Annotated in this window: 16 protein-coding genes; 5 read left to right on the plus strand and 11 right to left on the minus strand. The window is 56.4% G+C overall.

What is annotated here, in order from left to right; genetic code table 11:
• Positions 1-161: 161 nt before the first annotated feature.
• The 7 genes from eda to DPQ25_RS02835 all read right to left on the minus strand — a co-directional run bounded on the left by eda (position 162) and on the right by DPQ25_RS02835 (position 7,982).
• Complete coding sequence (gene eda, locus DPQ25_RS02805) at positions 162-824, minus strand: bifunctional 4-hydroxy-2-oxoglutarate aldolase/2-dehydro-3-deoxy-phosphogluconate aldolase (RefSeq protein ID WP_112331646.1); 663 nt, start codon at positions 822-824, stop codon at positions 162-164.
• Between the two features lie 28 nt (positions 825-852).
• Positions 853-1,929, minus strand: coding sequence for a sugar kinase (locus DPQ25_RS02810; protein WP_242978195.1), 1,077 nt, complete (start codon positions 1,927-1,929; stop codon positions 853-855).
• Between the two features lie 2 nt (positions 1,930-1,931).
• Entirely contained in the window at positions 1,932-2,942 is a 1,011-nt protein-coding gene (locus DPQ25_RS02815) for a hydroxyacid dehydrogenase (RefSeq protein ID WP_112331647.1), read from the minus strand.
• 21 nt (positions 2,943-2,963) lie between these two features.
• On the minus strand, positions 2,964-3,725 hold the full coding sequence (locus DPQ25_RS02820; RefSeq protein ID WP_112331648.1) for a sugar phosphate isomerase/epimerase family protein: 762 nt from the start codon (positions 3,723-3,725) through the stop codon (positions 2,964-2,966).
• A 70-nt stretch (positions 3,726-3,795) separates the two neighbouring features.
• On the minus strand, positions 3,796-5,766 hold the full coding sequence (locus tag DPQ25_RS02825; RefSeq protein ID WP_112331649.1) for an FAD-binding protein: 1,971 nt from the start codon (positions 5,764-5,766) through the stop codon (positions 3,796-3,798).
• 41 nt (positions 5,767-5,807) lie between these two features.
• Positions 5,808-6,581 carry a 3-ketoacyl-ACP reductase gene (locus DPQ25_RS02830; RefSeq protein WP_112331650.1) on the minus strand — a complete coding sequence of 258 codons (774 nt, stop codon included), beginning with the start codon at positions 6,579-6,581 and terminating at the stop codon, positions 5,808-5,810.
• 72 nt (positions 6,582-6,653) lie between these two features.
• Positions 6,654-7,982, minus strand: a complete 1,329-nt coding sequence (locus DPQ25_RS02835) for an oxidoreductase (protein ID WP_112332018.1) — start codon at positions 7,980-7,982, stop codon at positions 6,654-6,656.
• Between the two features lie 150 nt (positions 7,983-8,132).
• Here DPQ25_RS02835 and DPQ25_RS02840 point away from each other — a divergent pair, with 150 nt between their 5' ends.
• The 4 genes from DPQ25_RS02840 to DPQ25_RS02855 all read left to right on the plus strand — a co-directional run bounded on the left by DPQ25_RS02840 (position 8,133) and on the right by DPQ25_RS02855 (position 12,415).
• Positions 8,133-8,948, plus strand: a complete 816-nt coding sequence (locus DPQ25_RS02840) for a helix-turn-helix transcriptional regulator (protein WP_262510504.1) — start codon at positions 8,133-8,135, stop codon at positions 8,946-8,948.
• Positions 8,949-8,962: 14 nt separating this feature from the next.
• On the plus strand, positions 8,963-9,889 hold the full coding sequence (locus DPQ25_RS02845) for a ketopantoate reductase family protein (protein ID WP_177576803.1): 927 nt from the start codon (positions 8,963-8,965) through the stop codon (positions 9,887-9,889).
• Positions 9,890-10,017: 128 nt separating this feature from the next.
• Complete coding sequence (locus tag DPQ25_RS02850; protein ID WP_177576804.1) at positions 10,018-11,652, plus strand: ADP-ribosylglycohydrolase family protein; 1,635 nt, start codon at positions 10,018-10,020, stop codon at positions 11,650-11,652.
• Between the two features lie 13 nt (positions 11,653-11,665).
• A complete protein-coding gene (locus tag DPQ25_RS02855; RefSeq protein ID WP_112331654.1) occupies positions 11,666-12,415 on the plus strand; it encodes a class I SAM-dependent methyltransferase in 750 nt (249 codons plus the stop codon).
• 103 nt (positions 12,416-12,518) lie between these two features.
• On the opposite strand, the gene DPQ25_RS02860 is transcribed toward DPQ25_RS02855, so the two are convergent.
• Together DPQ25_RS02860 and DPQ25_RS02865 are read right to left on the minus strand one after the other, a co-directional pair.
• Positions 12,519-13,097, minus strand: coding sequence for a hypothetical protein (locus tag DPQ25_RS02860; protein WP_112331655.1), 579 nt, complete (start codon positions 13,095-13,097; stop codon positions 12,519-12,521).
• A gap of 20 nt (positions 13,098-13,117) precedes the next feature.
• Complete coding sequence (locus tag DPQ25_RS02865) at positions 13,118-13,564, minus strand: cell wall hydrolase (protein WP_112331656.1); 447 nt, start codon at positions 13,562-13,564, stop codon at positions 13,118-13,120.
• Positions 13,565-13,746: 182 nt separating this feature from the next.
• On the opposite strand from DPQ25_RS02865, the gene proC reads away from it, so the two are divergent.
• Positions 13,747-14,571, plus strand: coding sequence for a pyrroline-5-carboxylate reductase (proC, locus tag DPQ25_RS02870; protein WP_112331657.1), 825 nt, complete (start codon positions 13,747-13,749; stop codon positions 14,569-14,571).
• Positions 14,572-14,686: 115 nt separating this feature from the next.
• Here the strand turns inward: proC and DPQ25_RS02875 are convergent, their stop codons facing one another.
• Both DPQ25_RS02875 and DPQ25_RS02880 read right to left on the minus strand, forming a co-directional pair.
• Complete coding sequence (locus DPQ25_RS02875) at positions 14,687-16,642, minus strand: FtsX-like permease family protein (protein ID WP_112331658.1); 1,956 nt, start codon at positions 16,640-16,642, stop codon at positions 14,687-14,689.
• Positions 16,635-17,402 (minus strand): ABC transporter ATP-binding protein, encoded by a 768-nt coding sequence (locus DPQ25_RS02880; protein WP_112331659.1) that lies wholly within the window; start codon positions 17,400-17,402, stop codon positions 16,635-16,637. The genes DPQ25_RS02875 and DPQ25_RS02880 overlap by 8 nt, the downstream gene beginning before the upstream one ends.
• Between the last annotated feature and the right edge of the window lie 20 nt (positions 17,403-17,422).

Below are 17,422 nucleotides of genomic sequence, written 5' to 3' on the forward strand. Positions count from 1 at the left end.
TTCGTAAAAAAACAGCATAAGCCCGCCCACACCTTTTGCCAAATTGATCCGAACCAGAGCCAGTGTCCTCCGCCGGCTCCGCACAGAAACGGCCTGCGGTATTGCTTCTGGATTTTCAAGGGTCAGGCGATCAAAAAGGGCGCGGGATCGCCCGCGCTCACTCAAACCGCCCGGCTCCCACGCACAGCGGCAACCATTGCGGCAGCCTCCCGGGCAAGCCCGGTAATTTCGGCAAAGCAACCGCTCTCTATCTTATCCGTAGGCGCAATCCAGCTGCCGCCGCAGGCCAGCACATTCTTTTGACGCAGATAATCCTGTAGATTCCGGGGATTGATTCCTCCTGTCGGCATAAAGCGCATATCCGCGTACGGGCCCGCGAGCGCACGCAGCATAGCGAGGCCGCCGACTACCTCCGCAGGAAAAAGCTTGACTGTGCCCAGTCCCTCCGCCTTGCAGGCCTCTACCTCAGTCGGGGTGGCACAGCCCGGAACAACCGGGATCCCGTGCTCCCGGCACCAGCGCACCACCTCCAGACTGGTGCCCGGGGAGATCACCGCACCTGCGCCCGATTCCACGGCCTGGCGGGCATTTTCCACCGTCAGCACCGTGCCGGCACAAACATACATCTTCGGCGTCCGCCGCACAATGCGCTGAATGGCCTCCGCGGCAGCCGGCGTGCGGAAGGTAATTTCCACTGCGAAAAGCCCTCCGTCCATCAAGGCCTGCGCGAGCGCCTCCGCCCGCTGTGCCGATACAATTTTCACCACCGGCAAAATACCGGCACGGCCTATTTTCATATTAAAATTCTCTGTTCTGTCCGTCATTTTTTCGGGCTCCTTCCCCTCTCTGCCATTACGTTTCTTCCGCGCGCGGCACAGCCGCCATAAAACGGCCCAGTTCCGCCCTGGCCGGCAGGCCCTCGTTGTCGCTCTCGTGCATGACCTGGATGGCCCCGACGGCATTAGCCCGCAGGACGGCAGCTTCCAGCGGCAGCCCCTCCGCCACAGCGCTGATAAAACCCGCCGCAAAGCCATCCCCTGCGCCGACGGTGTCCACCACCCGGTCCACCCGGTAGCCCGGTACCGTCATCATCTCCTCCCCCACTGCCGCCAGCGCGCCCTTGGGGCCGGTCTTTACCACCACACAAGGCACGCCCTGAGCCCGGTAATAACGCGCGATTTCCCCGGCCTCCCGGCTGCCCATCAAAATCTCCCCCTCACCGGTGCCGGGAAGAAAATAATCCGCCTTACGGGCAAGCAGGTTGATTCGCCGGCACATCAGCGCCTTATCCTTCCAGAGCTGAGGGCGGAGGTTGGGGTCAAAAAACACCGTCAGGCGGTTTTCCTTTGCCCGTTCCAGCAGGCGAAGCGAGGCCGACCAGGTTTGCTCTGACAGTGCCGGGAAAATCCCCGTCAGATGCAAATAGCGGAAACCGCTCATATCCAGCCGGTCAATCGACGCCTCGTCCAGTTCGGAAGCGGCTGAATTCTTCCGGAAATAGAATATATCCGGGTCCCCCAGTGAACTTTTTGCCTTCAGCATGAATCCGGTTGCGCGTTCCCGGGAATAGCTTACCAACGATAAATCCAAGCCGTTTTTCTCCATCTGCGCGGCAATCCGTTTGCCGAAGGGGTCCCGCCCCAGGCGTGTGAGGTATCCGGCCTCGTGCCCCAGACGCCGCAATCCGACAGCGACATTGTATTCCGCCCCCGCAATGCCTGCTGAAAAGGAGGCGGCCTCATGCAAAGGCCCCGGCTGTTGGGCAATAAACAGCACCATGGGTTCCCCTACCAGCATTATTTTTTGAGCAATCATCTCTTCCAACCCCTTTCCGGGCATGCATCCGGCATTGCAAGCCGAAGCCTGATGTCCATCCCCAGGAATCCGTCTAAACTCATCATACACAAAAAAGGCCTCACCTTCAAGCATCGTCAGGCCATTGTCTCCAACATTTTTTCCGTGACCTCAAAACGGGCGGCACGTCCGGCGGCAACCGCTTGGTACTCTTCTTTCATATATTCGCCCATGCGGCGGATCTCCTCCGCCATACTGCCTGCGATATGCGGCGTCAAGAACACATTCGGCAGCCGGCACAGCTCCCCGCTGGGGTCCACCGGTTCCACAGGATCCGTGACATCCAGCAGGGCGGTGCGCCCGGGTTCTTCCCTCAGCGCGCGTACCAGATCCGCCTCCACCACCTGTGCGCCGCGCCCGGTATTAATGAATGTTGCATTCGGCTTCATGCGGCGGAACAGGCCGTAATTCAGCATACCGGCCGTCTGCGGATTATTGGCCAAATGGTTGGAGATGGTCTGGCTTTCGGCAAACAGCCTCTCCAGCCCGCATTTTTCAACCCCCAGACGTTCTGCCTCCTCTTCGCTCAAAAATGGGTCGAATACCACAACCTTTAACCGGTACTCCTTCAGCATCCGGATAACCAGCCTGCCGATGGCCCCCGCACCGATCAAACCGACCTGGCAGCCGTAATTGCCGGGAAAGCCGTCGCAGTAGCTGCTCGCGGCCTGATGGTTGCCGCCGCTGCTGTACAGTGCCATCGTCTGCAAAAAGCCTTTGCCGGCCAGAATAATTTGCGCCACCGTATACTCCGCCACCGGTACCGCGTTGGCGGCAAAGGCGCTGAAAACGCGAACCCCCTGTTTCAGCAGCGGACGCGCAAAGCCCTGTACCGAGCCTGCCGCATAAAAAACCGCTTTCAGCCGGGGAAAATAGGTTTTCAGCTCCTCTTCATTTAGGTTGAACATTCCCCAGGTGGAAAAGATATAGTCCGCCTGCCGGCAAATCTCCCTTTGCGCTTCGAGCTGTGCCGGGTCCTGTATCAAGCCCAGAAAATTCAGCTCCTGCTCCAACGCCCCCCGTGTCTCCTCGCTGTAAGCGCGCTCAATAAAACGTTCCCCCTGGGTTGTCATATAAATTGCGTTCATCCTGAATCCTCCCCACTGATTTTATTTAGATGCGCCGGTTCGCTGAAAGGCGCTTTCCCATTGCTTTAGCACTTGTGCATCCGCCTGGAGCTGCGCCGCCGAATCCCCACGGATAAATTCCAGCAGGCTATTCCGGCGCCTATCCCCGGCAATCCGGTAATAATCGCGCCATACGTCCTCTCCCTCGCAAAGCGGCCGACGCTCGTCTCCCCGGTTCCATTGAAACACATGAAAGCTCGACAGCCAGGGCAGGATCTCCGCAAGCTCACGGCAGTTCTCCGCGTGGGAGATATCCGGATTAGGCTGCCAATAGGTATGAAGATTTCCCGCACCCGCCTTTTTCAGCAGCATACAGGCAGAATCACTGTGCCAGGTCAGCGTCCAGCGGTGGTATTCCAGGCTGACCCGCAGGCCCTCTCCCTGTGCCAGCGCGCACACGCGCCGCAGCTCACCGGCTGCCTGATCCATGTAAGCCGGATCTATCGTTTCCCGCTCCACACTGCCTGCCCAAATTCGGACCATCGGTGCGCCGAGCGCCTTCGCTGCCCGCAAAACCGGGTGGAAATCTGTTCCCTGGCACAGACGATAATAACTGCCGTAGGAGAGCACCTCCAGGCCGGCCTCTCGCGTCATCTGCCCTACCTGCGCCGCCCCTTCTTCATTTTCGGGCGGCACATGAACGTCCCCGCCCCACTCGATTCCATCCAGACCGGCTTTTTTTGCCAGCCCAATCACTTCCGTACACGTTTTACCCCGAAAGGAAATGGATGTCAGTCCAAGCATTTCGACTCCTCCGCTTTCTATAATTTTTTGTTCCCGCCCATGGGAGTATGGCAGGGCGCCGCTCCCCAAATTACAAGCTGAAACCGCCCTGGCGCTCCCGGTATTCCTTCCAAACAGTTTCAAACCAACCGCCCCGGCCCGGCAGGGGACGAACCGGCTCAAAACGGGAAACCGCGGCCTCCCGGAGCTCTGTCACCAGCTTTTGTCCCGCAAAGCCCGCGGCCTGCGGCTTATAAGCATAATCCGCCAGACGGCCATCCAGGCCGGCTCCGGGCTCTCCTTCCCGGCTGCGCACCAGCGCCGAACCACGGCTGCCAACGCGCTCAGCAGAGGTAATCATCGCAGATAGCACTGCGTACTGTGTCAACAGAATATCCCTGTTGCGCAGCAGCTCCGGCAGTTCCTGCGGCGACTGGACCCCATTTTCGGCAAAGAAGCCGTTCAGCCGGACCTGAAGCCACTCTGAGAGGCCCCGCATACCCTCAATGTCGCGGATTTGGGCAGCCCAGCGGCTCATCTCGCGCTGTGCCTGCCGCCGTAGACGCACACCGCCGTCCCGGCTGCCGGTCTTTCCGCAAAATGCGTTGCGGAGCCGGCCCATACACACAGCCAGTTGTTCCTGCGCCTGCCTCATTGCGGCTTGTGCGTCAAAGCGGGCTGCTCTGAGCCGCAGGGCGACGGCTTCCGCCGCCCGCATAGAGCCCACCTGTGTCGAGTTCAAGGCGGAACCGCCGGGGCGATGCACGCCAAAGGTCCCCGCCGCCTCTCCCGCCGCGTATAGTCCCTGAACCGAGGTCTGCCAGCTGGCATCTACGGCAAGCCCGCCGTTGCAATGCTGCGCGCAAACCCGGATTTCAAGCGGATCCAGGCTCAGGTCAATTCCATGGGCACGATAGAGCTCCACCGCCGGCCGGTTCATTCTGAGCAGGCGCTCCAATGGGCCGGGAACCAGCGCCTGAGAATTGGACAGGTAATCGTACGCCTCCTTTTCCAGCCGGCTGAACGGCCCATTTAAGCCGGCTGGGTCCGTCCGGTAATCCAAAAATACCCGCCCGCCCCGTACACAGGTCTCATGGTAGACCGCAACATCCACCCGGGAAGAGGCCGACACCCGCCCAATCGAAAAGGGCCACTCGTAGCCCTTGCGAAAAACCGCGCCGAGCGCCGCTTCCGCCGAAGAAAAATAATCCGGTAAAAACTCTTTTTCCATCCCCTCCTGTGTTCTGACCCTATAGCTGGGCAATACCTGCTGATAGCTGCCGGAGACATTCCAGCGAAATTTCGTGGACGCCAGCCCATACTGCCACTCCTGCAGATTGGCCGCTACGGCGCCCGCCTCGAGCGCCATGCCGCTCATGCCTACCTGGCTCTCCGGATAGACCCGGTCCTCATACACGCCCGCCGGTCCCCCGGTGCACAAAATCACATAGGGCGCCAAATACGCGCAAAGGCCGCAAGCTTCATTGTCCAGCCGGTCCAGATCCAGGCAGATCAGCCCCTGAACCTCATTCCCTTCCGTCAGCAGTTGAACCGCCATCCGCGGCGAATCTACCCGAATTTTCTTTTGCCGGACAGCCCGTTCCAAGCATTCCGTCATATATTTTGAGGTCAGCGGGCCTGCTGAGGTTGCCCGCCCGCGCTGCTCATGATCCGTCCTGTAGCCCACATATTCGCCGTAGCGGTTGGTAGGAAAGGGTACCCCCAGGTTTGCCAGCTTGATAAAGGACCGCACCGACCCCGCGGCCTCGGCAAGAGCGATATCGCCGTCTACCCCTTCCCCGTCAAAGAGCTCCTGCGCCATGGCCCCCACGGAATCAGGCGCATCCCCTGCCAAAGATAGTTTATAATAGGTCTGCTTATCGCTGCCAGTATTGCGGGAGGTTCCCCGCTGGATGCCGTCCGTGATAAGCGCAATATCCCGGCAGCCGAGGTCGTACAGCCAATCGGCCGCATTATATCCCGCCGCGCCGGACCCCACAACCACCGCATCCAAAACCGTCGCCGGGATGCGGCAATCCCCTAATCTGATTTGTTTTTCCATGCTGTTTTCCTCCTGCGTTCCAAGCAGCGTTCTGAGCTTGCCTACAGCCTTCTCAGGTGGAAGCCGCCGTCCGCATTGAGCACCTGCCCGGTGGCAAAATCCAACCGGCCGCTCACAGCCGCCATTACACAATCCGCCACATCTTTGGGACGCCCGAAGCGGCGGATCGGTGTGATGCCCGCCTCGATCATCCGCTGGTATTTCTCCTGTACAGCAGCTGTCATATCTGTAAGGATGATTCCCGGGCGCACTTCAAAAACCGGGATTCCTTCCTCCGCCAGACGGCTGGCAAAAAGGCTGGTCACCATGGAAACACCCGCCTTGGAAATGCAGTACTCCCCCCGGCTGACGGACGCCGTGTAGGCGGAAATTGAACCGATATTGATGATCCTCGGCGTGTAGAGCGCGCCGCCTTGCCGCTTGGCGGCAATCATCCGCCCTGCCGCCTCTTGGCACATAAAAAATGTTCCTCGCAGGTTGACGGAAAGCACCCTGTCAAAGCTCTCCTGCGTCATCTCCAGCAGATCGGCGCGCACCTGCGGCGCAACTCCCGCGTTGTTGACAAGAACATCTATTTTACCATACCGCTCCTCCGTACGGTCAAACAGGTCACGGCGATCCTCCACCTTTGAGATGTCCACGGACTGATACTCCGCCGTCCAACCATTTTCCCGGAACCGCGCCACTACCCCGGCTGCCTCCTGCGGCGGCGACACCGCGGCAAGCACAACCCGAAAGCCTGCCTGTGCCAGTTCCTCCGCAACCGCCAGCCCAATTCCCCGTCTAGCCCCTGTTACAATTGCCGTCCTCTCCAAGTTATCGGCCTCCTTTATCCTTTCATGAGCCACCGTTCAAGCCTTTCAGCGGCTCTTCTGTAAAATTGCCTTTTATCCCTGCTTTTGCAACACGCAGCGGTACAGCGGTGCATAAACCGCACTGTCCCGCACTACACATCCGGGCGTGGACCCCGCCCGCATAAGCTCGGTGCACTTACTGCACGCCAGGCAGCATTTTTCCGGTTTGAGGCGCCCTTCCCGGAGAATATCGGCCGCGAAATCCGGGTAGGCAAACGCCATTCGTCCAAAGCCCGCCAGATCCGCGGCGCCGCTTTCAACCAATCCCGCGGCCTGGTTGGCGGAAAATTGCCGCAAATAAGACAGGCCGGAGGCCACCACCGCCATTTCGGGCGCCGCACGCTTGATTGCCGAAACACAGCCGCACAGGCGGGCAACGCCCACAATTGGATCCTCCGGCAGCGCATAGGGCCCCTTGTCAAAGGGACGGTTGATATGCGGGTTAAAATAAGGGTTGCCAATGGTAATATCAAGCAGCCGCATTCCCTCCTCATACAAATGCCGCACCAGCTCAACCGGCTCCGCCAGATCCGGCGCCTCACCGCCGCCGGGGCGCACGCCAAAGCCCCAGGGGTAGGCCAGACCGTCATAGACATTGAGCCGGGAAGTAACCAGAAAGCCCCCGGAAGCAACCGACCGCGCAGCAGCAACCGCGTTGCGGTACAGCCGGGTGCGGTTCTCTAGGCTGCCGCCATAGGGGCCGGGCCGCTCATAAGCGGAGAGCGACTCGCTAATGAGATACCGGTGGCAGGCCTTGATATCCACTCCGTCAAAGCCCGCCTTCTGAGCCAGCGCGGCTGTTTTCGCATACCGCTCCTCCAGCCGTTGGAGCTCATCGTCCGACAGGATATGAAAGACGCCCGGGCTGCTGTTTTTTTCCAGCGGGGGACAATACCCCATGACAACCGGCGCCGGTTTTCCTTCCGGCTTACTGTAGCGCCCCGAATGCGTCGCCTGCAAAATCAGCACCGGCTCCAGCCCCTGCTCCCGCTGGGCTGTTTCCTTAATTTCTGCCGCCAGCGCCTGAAATGCGCCGAGGTTCTGCTCCGTCAGCATGAGCTGGCGGGGGTTGGCCCTGGCCTCCGGCGACACCGCAACCGCCTCAAACCAAATCAGCCCTGCTCCACCGCCCGCAAAACGGCGGTACCGCCGCGCCGTCAGTTCGCCGGGCGCGCCATCCGGCGTACCGTCGCAGCCCTCCATCGGCTGAACTGCCAAGCGGTTGGCAAGCCGGCGCCCCGCCACCTCAAGGGGCGCCCGCAGAACGTCTATATTCTCGGAGAGGGGAAGCCGCACTCCGCATTTTTCCGCCCTCTCCACAACCGCGTTCAGGCCCTGATCTGTAAATTTTTCTGCCCGCATTTTTATTCCACCTCTTGCGCTTTCCGTTTTTTGTACTACAATAATAACAGAGCTCGTTAAAGACAGGTCCTTCAGACTTGCGTAAAAATACGTCAGATTTGCTTTCATTTGTAAGGAAGGTGAGCCCCTCTGCCCGTAAACCGACCGTTTCTGCTCTGCCAATATGCCGACCGCCCCGGGACCTTTTTACAGCACTTTCACAATGTCTATGAAATGATTTATGTAGAGGCCGGAGCCATAGAGATTCATATTCAAGAGAAAAACTACCCCGCCGGACCAGGCTCGCTGATCTTTCTCAACAAGCTTGAGGAGCACAGCCTGACGGTGCGTTCCGAGCCCTACCGCCGCTACTTCGCCCAGTTTTCCCCCGAGGACCTGGAACATCTGCTGCCGGAGCCCAAGCTCCGCGCCGTATTCATCAACCGTCCCGACGGCTTCTGCCCCGTATTTGACCTGTCCCCCGTGTCCGAGCAGGCACAGATGCTTTGCGCGGGGCTGCTGACAGAATACCGAACCCCTGCTTCGCCGGATAAAATGGGCCGCCTTTACAGCTCCGCACTGCTCACACAGCTGCTCATCCTCTGCTACCGGCTGCATGGCGCGCTGTTCCCGCTGCCCAAGCGCCCTGTCAACCATGCCGTCTTTGAAATCCGCCGTTATATTGAGCGGCATTTTACGGAGGAAATCAACATATCCGCCCTGGCACAGGAATATTTTTTGAGCCCCTGCTATCTTTCCCACTGCTTCCGGGAATGGATCGGCTGCAGCCCCAAGCAATATGTGATGCGCAACCGCATCTCCAGCGCCAAGGAGCTGCTGCTGCATACCGCGCTTACCGTGACAGAGGTGGCGCAGCGCTGCGGTTTTTCCGATGCAAACAATTTCATTCGGTCCTTTAAGCAGGAATGCCGTGCCACCCCCGGCCAATACCGCCGCCGGCTGACAGCCGAACAATCAATAGAATGAGGAGGAATTTTCATATGATTCAAACCGCCGCCATGATCGGTATGGGCGCCATCGGCACCGTCTATGGACATCGTCTATTTCAGCAATACGGCAGCCGGTTCCGGGTTGCCGCCGGCGGGGACCGCGAGGAACGAATCCGCGGCAATGGGCTGCAGCTGAACGGGGAAACCTTTTATCCCGCCGTCATTCACGCTGCCTCCGCAGAATTTGCCCCAGATTTATTAATCCTGTGCGTTAAAAACCATCAGCTTGTCCAGGCGTTTCCTCTCATCCGCGCCTGCCTGGCCCCGCACACCATTATTCTCCCGCTGCTGAACGGAGTAACAGCACGCGATGTCTTACAAAAGGGATTCCCCGGGCAGACGGTCTTTTACGGCCTCTCCATGGGCATTGATGCCGTCCGCTCCGCAGCGGGTGTAGTCAACCGTACGGACGGTATGATCCAATTCGGCTATCGGGATAACCGTATTCCTGCGCCGGAGGTCACCGCGGTGCGGGATTATCTAGCGGCAGCCGGTATCGATGCCCGGATTATGCCCGATATGGTGCATGCCACCTGGAAAAAATGGATGTTGAACGTCGGCCTCAACCAGGTTTCTGCCTTGACGGGCGCACAATATGGGCACATCTCCGCCATTCCTGAGATTCACACCCTATTCGTTGACGCCATGGAGGAAGCGCTGGCGGTCGCCCAGGCGAAGGGTATCCCGCTGAGCCATAGAGACCTGGAGGAGCTGGACCATATGATGGAGACCTTTCCGAAAATCGGTAAAACCTCCCTGCTTCAGGACGTGGAAGCCGGACGGGACACCGAGGCCGGCTGCTTTGCCGGCACAGTCCTTGACCTTGGGCAGGAATACGGCATTCCCACCCCGGTCAACCGGGTCTTTTTCAACCTCATTAAGGCTCGGGAAGGAATCCGCCGCACCCCGCTGGAGTAGACCCGTATGCTGCAGCTATAACAGCTATGTTTCATTTTCCGCAACCATTAGGCGCCAAAAATGCAAAGCCTATGCGGTTGCCATCTACCGCTCAATGCCCTATTCTGATAGACAAAGGAGTGGTTGTAATGGGGATTTCAGAAAGTATTTTAAAACTCAGGGAGTCCTACTGCTTATCTCAGGAAAAGTTGGCAGAGCTCATTGGCGTTTCTCGTCAGACCGTACAAAAGTGGGAGTCCGGGGCTTCTCTTCCGGAAATTGACAGGCTGATAAAGATATCCAATTGCTTTGGCCTCTCGCTCGATGCCCTGATCAAGCACAACGGCCGGCGGGTCACCGAGGAATTGGCAAGTCATAATAAAATTTTTCCCAACTACGGCAGTCTTCCCGCTTGGGAGGCCTATTCCTCCGGCCTGACAGTCGAATACAGGCAGTCCTATGAAGAGGGGCTGGACGTTGGTTCCCTGGAGGGGCTTTTTCAAGAAACTGCCCGGCTGCCCTGCAGCGCCGAAAAGGAAGAGATTGCCGACATTCTATTCCGCCTGGCCGTCAATGCACCGGTCCGTTCGGACTATCCCTATACAGAGCCGTCGGACCTGGAACAGATCAAGCTATTGCGGGATGGCTACGAAACAGGTCAAAAATCAGTTGCTCTCAACCCACAGCAGCTGCAAAGTAAAGTCCAGGGCGCCTGGATGGGCCGAATCTGCGGCTGTCTGCTCGGAAAGCCCATTGAGGGCATCCGCACCAACGAGCTGCATTCCCTGCTGAAGGCCTCGGGCAATTTTCCTATGCGGCGGTATATTCTGAGCACCGATATTACCGCCGAGATGCTGCAACAGTTTAATTTCCCACTCAGCGGCCGCTGCTATGCTGATATCGTTGAGCGGGCTCCGGTGGATGACGACACCAATTACACAGTTCTGGCCCAAGCCATTATTGAGCGCTCCGGGCTTCATTTTACTCCACAGGATGTGGCCAATGCTTGGCTGGATTTGCAGGGTAAAAACGCTTACTGCACCGCTGAACGGGTCGCCTACTGCAACCTTATCAGAGGATATACGCCGCCGGCTTCCGCAAAATATAAAAACCCTTACCGGGAATGGATCGGCGCGCAAATCCGCGGGGACTATTATGGCTATATCCATCCCGGCAGACCCGAGTCAGCTGCGGAGATGGCCTGGCGGGATGCCTCCATCTCCCATATCAAAAATGGCATTTACGGGGAAATGTTTGTTGCCGCCATGCTGGCACAAGCGGCAGTCAGCACAGACCTCGAAGATATTCTCCGCACAGGAGTTTCTCAGATTCCCAGCACCTCCCGGCTCTACCGGGCTGTTTACTCCGTGCTGGAGGGCTTCCACGCGGGCATTCCAGAAAAGGTCTGCTTTGACCATATCCACCGGATATATGACGAACATTCCCCGCACGACTGGTGCCACACTCTTTCCAACGCCATGATTGTAGCCTCTGCGCTGCTTTACGGCTCCGGAGATTTCGGAAAGTCTATCTGCTTGGCTGTTCAGACCGGCTTTGACACGGACTGTAACGGTGCAACCGTGGGCTCCGTGCTCGGTATGCGGAACGGAATTGAACAAATCGGCTATGAATGGACTGTTCCCGTCCATCATCAGCTTGAGACCTCCATCTTTGGCGTGGGGACGGTGGAGCTATCCATACTGGTCGATAAAACACTAGAACATATCCGACAGGCTGCCGAAGCAAACATTCTGGAAACCAAACGGCAGAAAAAAACGGAATAGAGGAGCAAAGAACATGAATTATCAATTGGAAAATGCCAACGTCATAGACCGTTGGTGTCTGGAAGGTTGGATCTGGGGTCAGGCAATTACCCATGAGATCTACAGTCAAGCGCTGAAGGGGCAGTGGGAAGTCTATCTGACGCCAACCAAATTTGTCCCACATGAGTGGTTTGGCTGTTTAAAAGGGAAAAAAATACTGGGCTTAGCCAGCGGCGGCGGCCAGCAAATTCCTATTTTTTCCGCATTAGGGGCACAATGTACCGTTTTGGACTATTCCTCCGCACAATGTGAAAGCGAACGGAAAGTCGCTCAGCGTGAAGGCTACGATGTAGAAATTATTCAGGCAGATATGACTCAAAGGCTGCCTTTCCCGAATGAAGCGTTCGACCTTATCTTTCACCCTGTTTCAAATTGTTACGTGGAAAAGGTTGAGCCTATTTTTAGAGAATGTTATCGGGTATTGAAAAAAGGCGGAATATTGCTTGGCGGATATGATATTGGAATTAATTATGCCTTTGATGACGGGGAGGACCGGATTATTTATTCGCTCCCCTTTAACCCTTTAAAAAATCAGCAGCTATTAAATGACTGTTTGAAAAACGATTGGGGCATTCAATTCTCACACACGTTAGAAGAACAACTGGGGGGCCAGCTGCAGGCCGGCTTTCAAATAACCCATCTCTATGAGGACACAAACGGGGAAGGTAATTTACACGACCACCATATTCCCTCCTATATCGCGGTGCGTTCCATAAAAAAATAAAGAATCAGACTGGAAAAAAAGCCGTACTGGTATGCTTATACCGCTCGGCCCGCTCAATGAAAAACGGCCTCCTTATATAAAAGAGGCCGTTTTTTCTCTGGCTTTAATAATAAAACCGAATAAACTTGATGTTGAAAAAGTCACATGCCAGGATATCATCCGTTTCAGTTTCATTGAGCAAAATATAATTGGCGCCGACAGCCAGCAGGATTCCCGTGCGATCCACCAATGTGTTCGCCCCGATTAAAAATTCCACAACTACCGTGCGGCCGATTTGTGTGCGCATAAAGCCGTTTAAATATTGCAGGCTGTCCCCGGAGATGGGCGGGGGCTGTGTGGTCGAGGTAATCGGCGCCAGCGGATTTGGCGCCGCATTTCCGCCCGCCGCACCGGGCGCCATGGACTGCAGCCCCTGGGAACCGGGCATGCTTTGCGGCGTCTGGGCCATCGACTGGTTTTGCTGCCCCTGTAGCTGCGTCACCGGCACCCTTGTCGGATCCGCCACCTGAGGCGATGGACGGCGCACCGGATTTACCGGGTTCACATAATTATAGCTGGCGATTTCCTCCAAGGTCGGCAAATACCCCTGGTTTGGGGAATGGGTGCAATCGCCGCCCGGACAGGGCGTAACTCCATACACAGCGCCTGCATCCATCGGCTGATTAGTCTGATTGGTAGCCATGATTATTCTCCTCTCTCCGGTTACGACTCCGCATATTTCTGAGTCGGCCGGTAAAAGCAATGGTCGTTAATGCGGTTGTAAGCCACCCCCATTTGATTGCTGGGGAAAAAGGCTGGGCACTGATTGCTGTATGGATTAAAAAAGAACAAGCATTCCGCGACCGGGGAAAAGACTCCCCCGTTTAGCGCCCAGTCCGCAATTTCATAATGTACCTCTTCCGGGGTCATATTCCAAACATTCTGCGGATTGGTCCGGCCGCCGACCGTTCCCCGCATGCATACAAACTGGCCTGGCTGCTCAATAATTTTGCGTACGTCTCCGCCTTCGCTGACGCGAAAAAACTCACCGTACGGTATGGTGGCGCGGTTCATAATAACCGTTGCCACCGCGCGCATGCCATTGTCGCCTTCCCCGCCCGCCTCACACTGTATCAGCCGGGCCAGCAACTCGCGTGTTGTAAAAGGCATAAACTCATCACCTCAAAAAATCCGGATTTATTTCAGACGGACCTACGCCGCTGTTTAATTGCTAAAACCACCCCGGCCCGCCGGTAAAATGGTTTATTCCAGTGTATGAAATAAAAAGCAGTTGTGCTATAATGTAATTATAATAAATTCACGGCACATGCCGTATAAAAGGATGATTATTCATGCAAGCAATCGCTTTTTTAGGCACTGGAAACATGGGGGGCGCTTTGGCCCGGGCAGCCTGCAGGGGAACGGACCCCGCCTCCGTCCTGCTGACAAACCGCACCTATTCCAAAGCAGCGGCCTTAGCGGAAGAGCTGGGGTGTACCGCCGTACACAGCAACTGTGAGGCCGTGGCGCAGGCACGCATCCTCATGCTCGGCGTAAAGCCCCAAATGATGGCCGGCCTGCTGGACGAGATCAAGCCGGTAATAAAGGCCAGCCTGGCGCGTGGCGAGGAAAAAATTGTCGTCTCTATGGCGGCCGGCCTCCCCATCTCCTTTTACCTCTCCGCTCTGGATTGCCCGGAGCTGCCCTTTCTGCGCATCATGCCGAACACCCCTGCCGCAGTCGGGCAGGGCATGACGCTGGTCAGCTCCTGCAACGCCACAGCAGAAGCCCTGGATGAGTTTGAGGCTCTTTTCCATGCAGCAGGCCGTTTCGACCGTATTTCTGAGGCTCAGATGGACGCCGCGGGTGTGGTCGCGGGCTGCACGCCCGCCTTTGCCTGCCTCTTTATGGAAGCGCTGGCCGACGGCGGTGTACGGGCGGGCCTAACCCGCCGTCAGGCGCAGGAATATGCAGCGCAGGCTGTGCTGGGTACCGCAGCCTTGCTGCTGGAAAGCGGCAAGCACCCGGGTGTGCTGAAGGATGAGGTCTGTTCGCCGGGCGGCTCAACCATTGCCGGCGTAGAGATGCTGGAGGCCGGCAGTTTTCGTTACGCCGCTATGGAAGCGGTCACCGCCGCTGTCAAGCGCAGCATGGAGCTCGGCAAACCGAAGGAATAGGGGAAGCCCCCGCAGCTGTTTTGGCAAGGTAACGATCCTTTACTAAAAGCCGCGCCCCGCTGGTTAAACCAGCGGGGCGCGGCTTTTATCTTATTGTTCTGACGCGTAAGCGGATTCAGGCGCTGACAATTTTATAGTAGACCCTGGCTGTCAGCATGTAGACCAACATATAAAGCACAGCAAAAACCAAGAACGACCCCAGCGTGCAAAGGGAAAACAGCACGCTGTTGTCAAGCGCCAGCAGGGCGAGCAGCTGCGTCAGCCAGCGGAAAACTACCACAATATGGACGCCCGCTGCAAGCAGGGGCAGGAAAAACACCTGCATCACCTGGCTGTGAATGGAAGCCTTCACCTCTTCCCGGCTCATTCCGACCTTTTGCATAATGACGAAGCGTTCCCGGTCATCATAGCCCTCGGAAATTTGCTTATAATAGATAATCAACACAGTCGCCATAACAAAGAGCACCCCAAGAAAAATCCCCAAGAACAGGAAGCCGCCGTACAAGCTGTAAAAGCCGCCCCGGGCTTCTGCCCGGCACTCCGCATAGCTTCCTTTGCCGAGCAGCGTTCTCAGCTCCGCATAAAACTGGTTCTGCCGCTCCTCCGATATTTCGCCTTTAAAATCAAAGCTGTAATAATAACGGACATCCTCCTCCAGTCTGGTGGAAAGCTCCGATAACACAGCCTCATCCTTGACCACCACATAATAGATGTCCATCATCGCTGCGGAATCGAAGCCGGTTTCCTTCATCGCATCGAGCTGGCCCTTTACGGTGAAGGAACGGCCCAAGAGCTTCAACGTATCTCCTTGATAGGGCGTGCGGATCGAATGGATGAACACCTCTCCGTCCGCCAGCGTCAGCGTGCTCCCATAAAGCCGGTTATAATCTGTCAGCGAAAGGAAGTACATCCCCTTCAGGTTTCCCAGGTCAGCGTAATCACCGGCGGGCGAAAAGCCATCTGCTCCCTCGTGCATCTGAGTGGAAAAAAACGGGTAATAGACGGTATTTTCCGGCTGTTCGCGGTATTTTCCCAGCAGCTGCTCTATTTGCTGAAAAACCTCCTCCCTTTCAGCCTCCTCCTGCTCAGCGACCACCACGGTCATCTCCCGCGGATAACGCCGGGCAATCATATCCTCCGCGCCGATATACATGGAGATAGTTGTGGAAATTAAAACCAGCACCACGGTGGAAAGAATACAAATGCTCGCCAGGCCGGCTGCGTTCTGCTTCATGCGGTACATCATTCCGGAAACCGCAATAAAATGCTTGGGCTTGTAATAATAGCTTTTGCTCCTCCGCAGCAGCTTGAGCACAGCTATACTGCCCGCCGTAAACAGGCAATAGGTCCCCAAAATGACCAAAATGACAGCTACAAAGAACCACAGGACTATGGCTACAGGGTTACTGATGGATATGGCCATTGCATAGCCGCTTCCCAGAAAAAGCACACCGAGCAGCGCCAGCACCCATTTGGTTTTGGGCTCCTTTTCACCAACCTGGCCGCCCTTCAGCAGTTCAATGGGGTTTACCAGCCGGACCTGCCGTAAATTATTGAGAAATGTCAGCAGAAAGATGGCGCCGAAAAGCTTCAATGTCGTCCAGACAGCGGACATGGAAAGTTCAAACTGAAACGATACATCAACCCTGATAATCTTCAGAATCAATAGAAAAAACAGCTTGCTCAGCAGCATACCTGCCAGCAGGCCGGCCGCAAGGCTGATAAAGGCCACATAGAACGCCTCGTAGAACATCACCCGGCTGATATGGCGTTTTTCCATGCCCAATATATTATAGAGCCCAAACTCTTTTTTCCTTCGCTTAATGAGAAAGCTGTTGGTGTAAAAAAGGAAAATGGCGGCGAACAAGCCCACTACCACGCATCCCATCAGCATAAACCAAGCAACTGTCACACCGCCGGGCATGTCGTTGAATCCGGAATTTTGAGAGAGTGTACAAATGATGTAGAACATCATCACCGTACCGATTCCCGTCAGAATATAAGGCACATAGGTTTGGGCATTCTTCCGGATATTGGTGGCGGCCAGCCGTGCATAGAAAAACTTAGTCATGTTCAGCACCGCCTGTCGCCAGCATGGTCAGCGTATAGGATATTTTCTGGTACAGCTCCTCGGCCGTCTGCGTTCCCCGGTAAATTTGGTGAAAGATTTCGCCATCCTTGATAAACAGCACCCGTTTAGCATGGCTGGCCGCCTTGGTGCTGTGGGTTACCATCAAAATCGTCTGTCCCTCCCGGTTGATCCGGCCGAATAAATCCAGCAGCTCATCCGAAGCATGGGAGTCCAGCGCACCGGTCGGTTCATCCGCCAGAACAAGCTGCGGATGTGTAACCAGAGCACGCGCTACCGCCGCACGCTGCTTCTGCCCGCCGGAAACCTCATAGGGAAACTTTTTAAGAATCTCCCGTATTCCCAGCTTTTCCACCAGCGGCTGCAGCCGTGCCGCCATTTCATCATATTTCTTGTGTGACAAAACAAGCGGCAGGAAAATATTATCCTGAATAGAAAAGGTGTCCAGCAAGTTAAAGTCTTGAAACACAAAGCCCAGGTTCTCACGGCGGAAAACGGAAATTTCCTTTTCCTGAATACTGCCGAGGCTTTTGCCGTTTAACAGCACATCGCCGCCGGTCGGCTTGTCAAGTGCCGCCAGAATATTCAGCAGGGTGGTTTTTCCAGAGCCAGACTCGCCCATAATCGCCACATATTCGCCGGGTTCCACTGAAAACGTAACGTTTGACAGCGCCTGTACTTGTGCGCCGCCAAAGCGGGTGGTGTAGATCTTTTTCAGGTTTTTGACCTCTAATATTGCCATTGCAAAAGCCTCCTTTTTTC

The sequence above is a fragment of the Hydrogeniiclostridium mannosilyticum genome, assembly GCF_003268275.1.
GTDB classification, from domain to species: Bacteria; Bacillota; Clostridia; order Oscillospirales; family Acutalibacteraceae; genus Hydrogeniiclostridium; species Hydrogeniiclostridium mannosilyticum.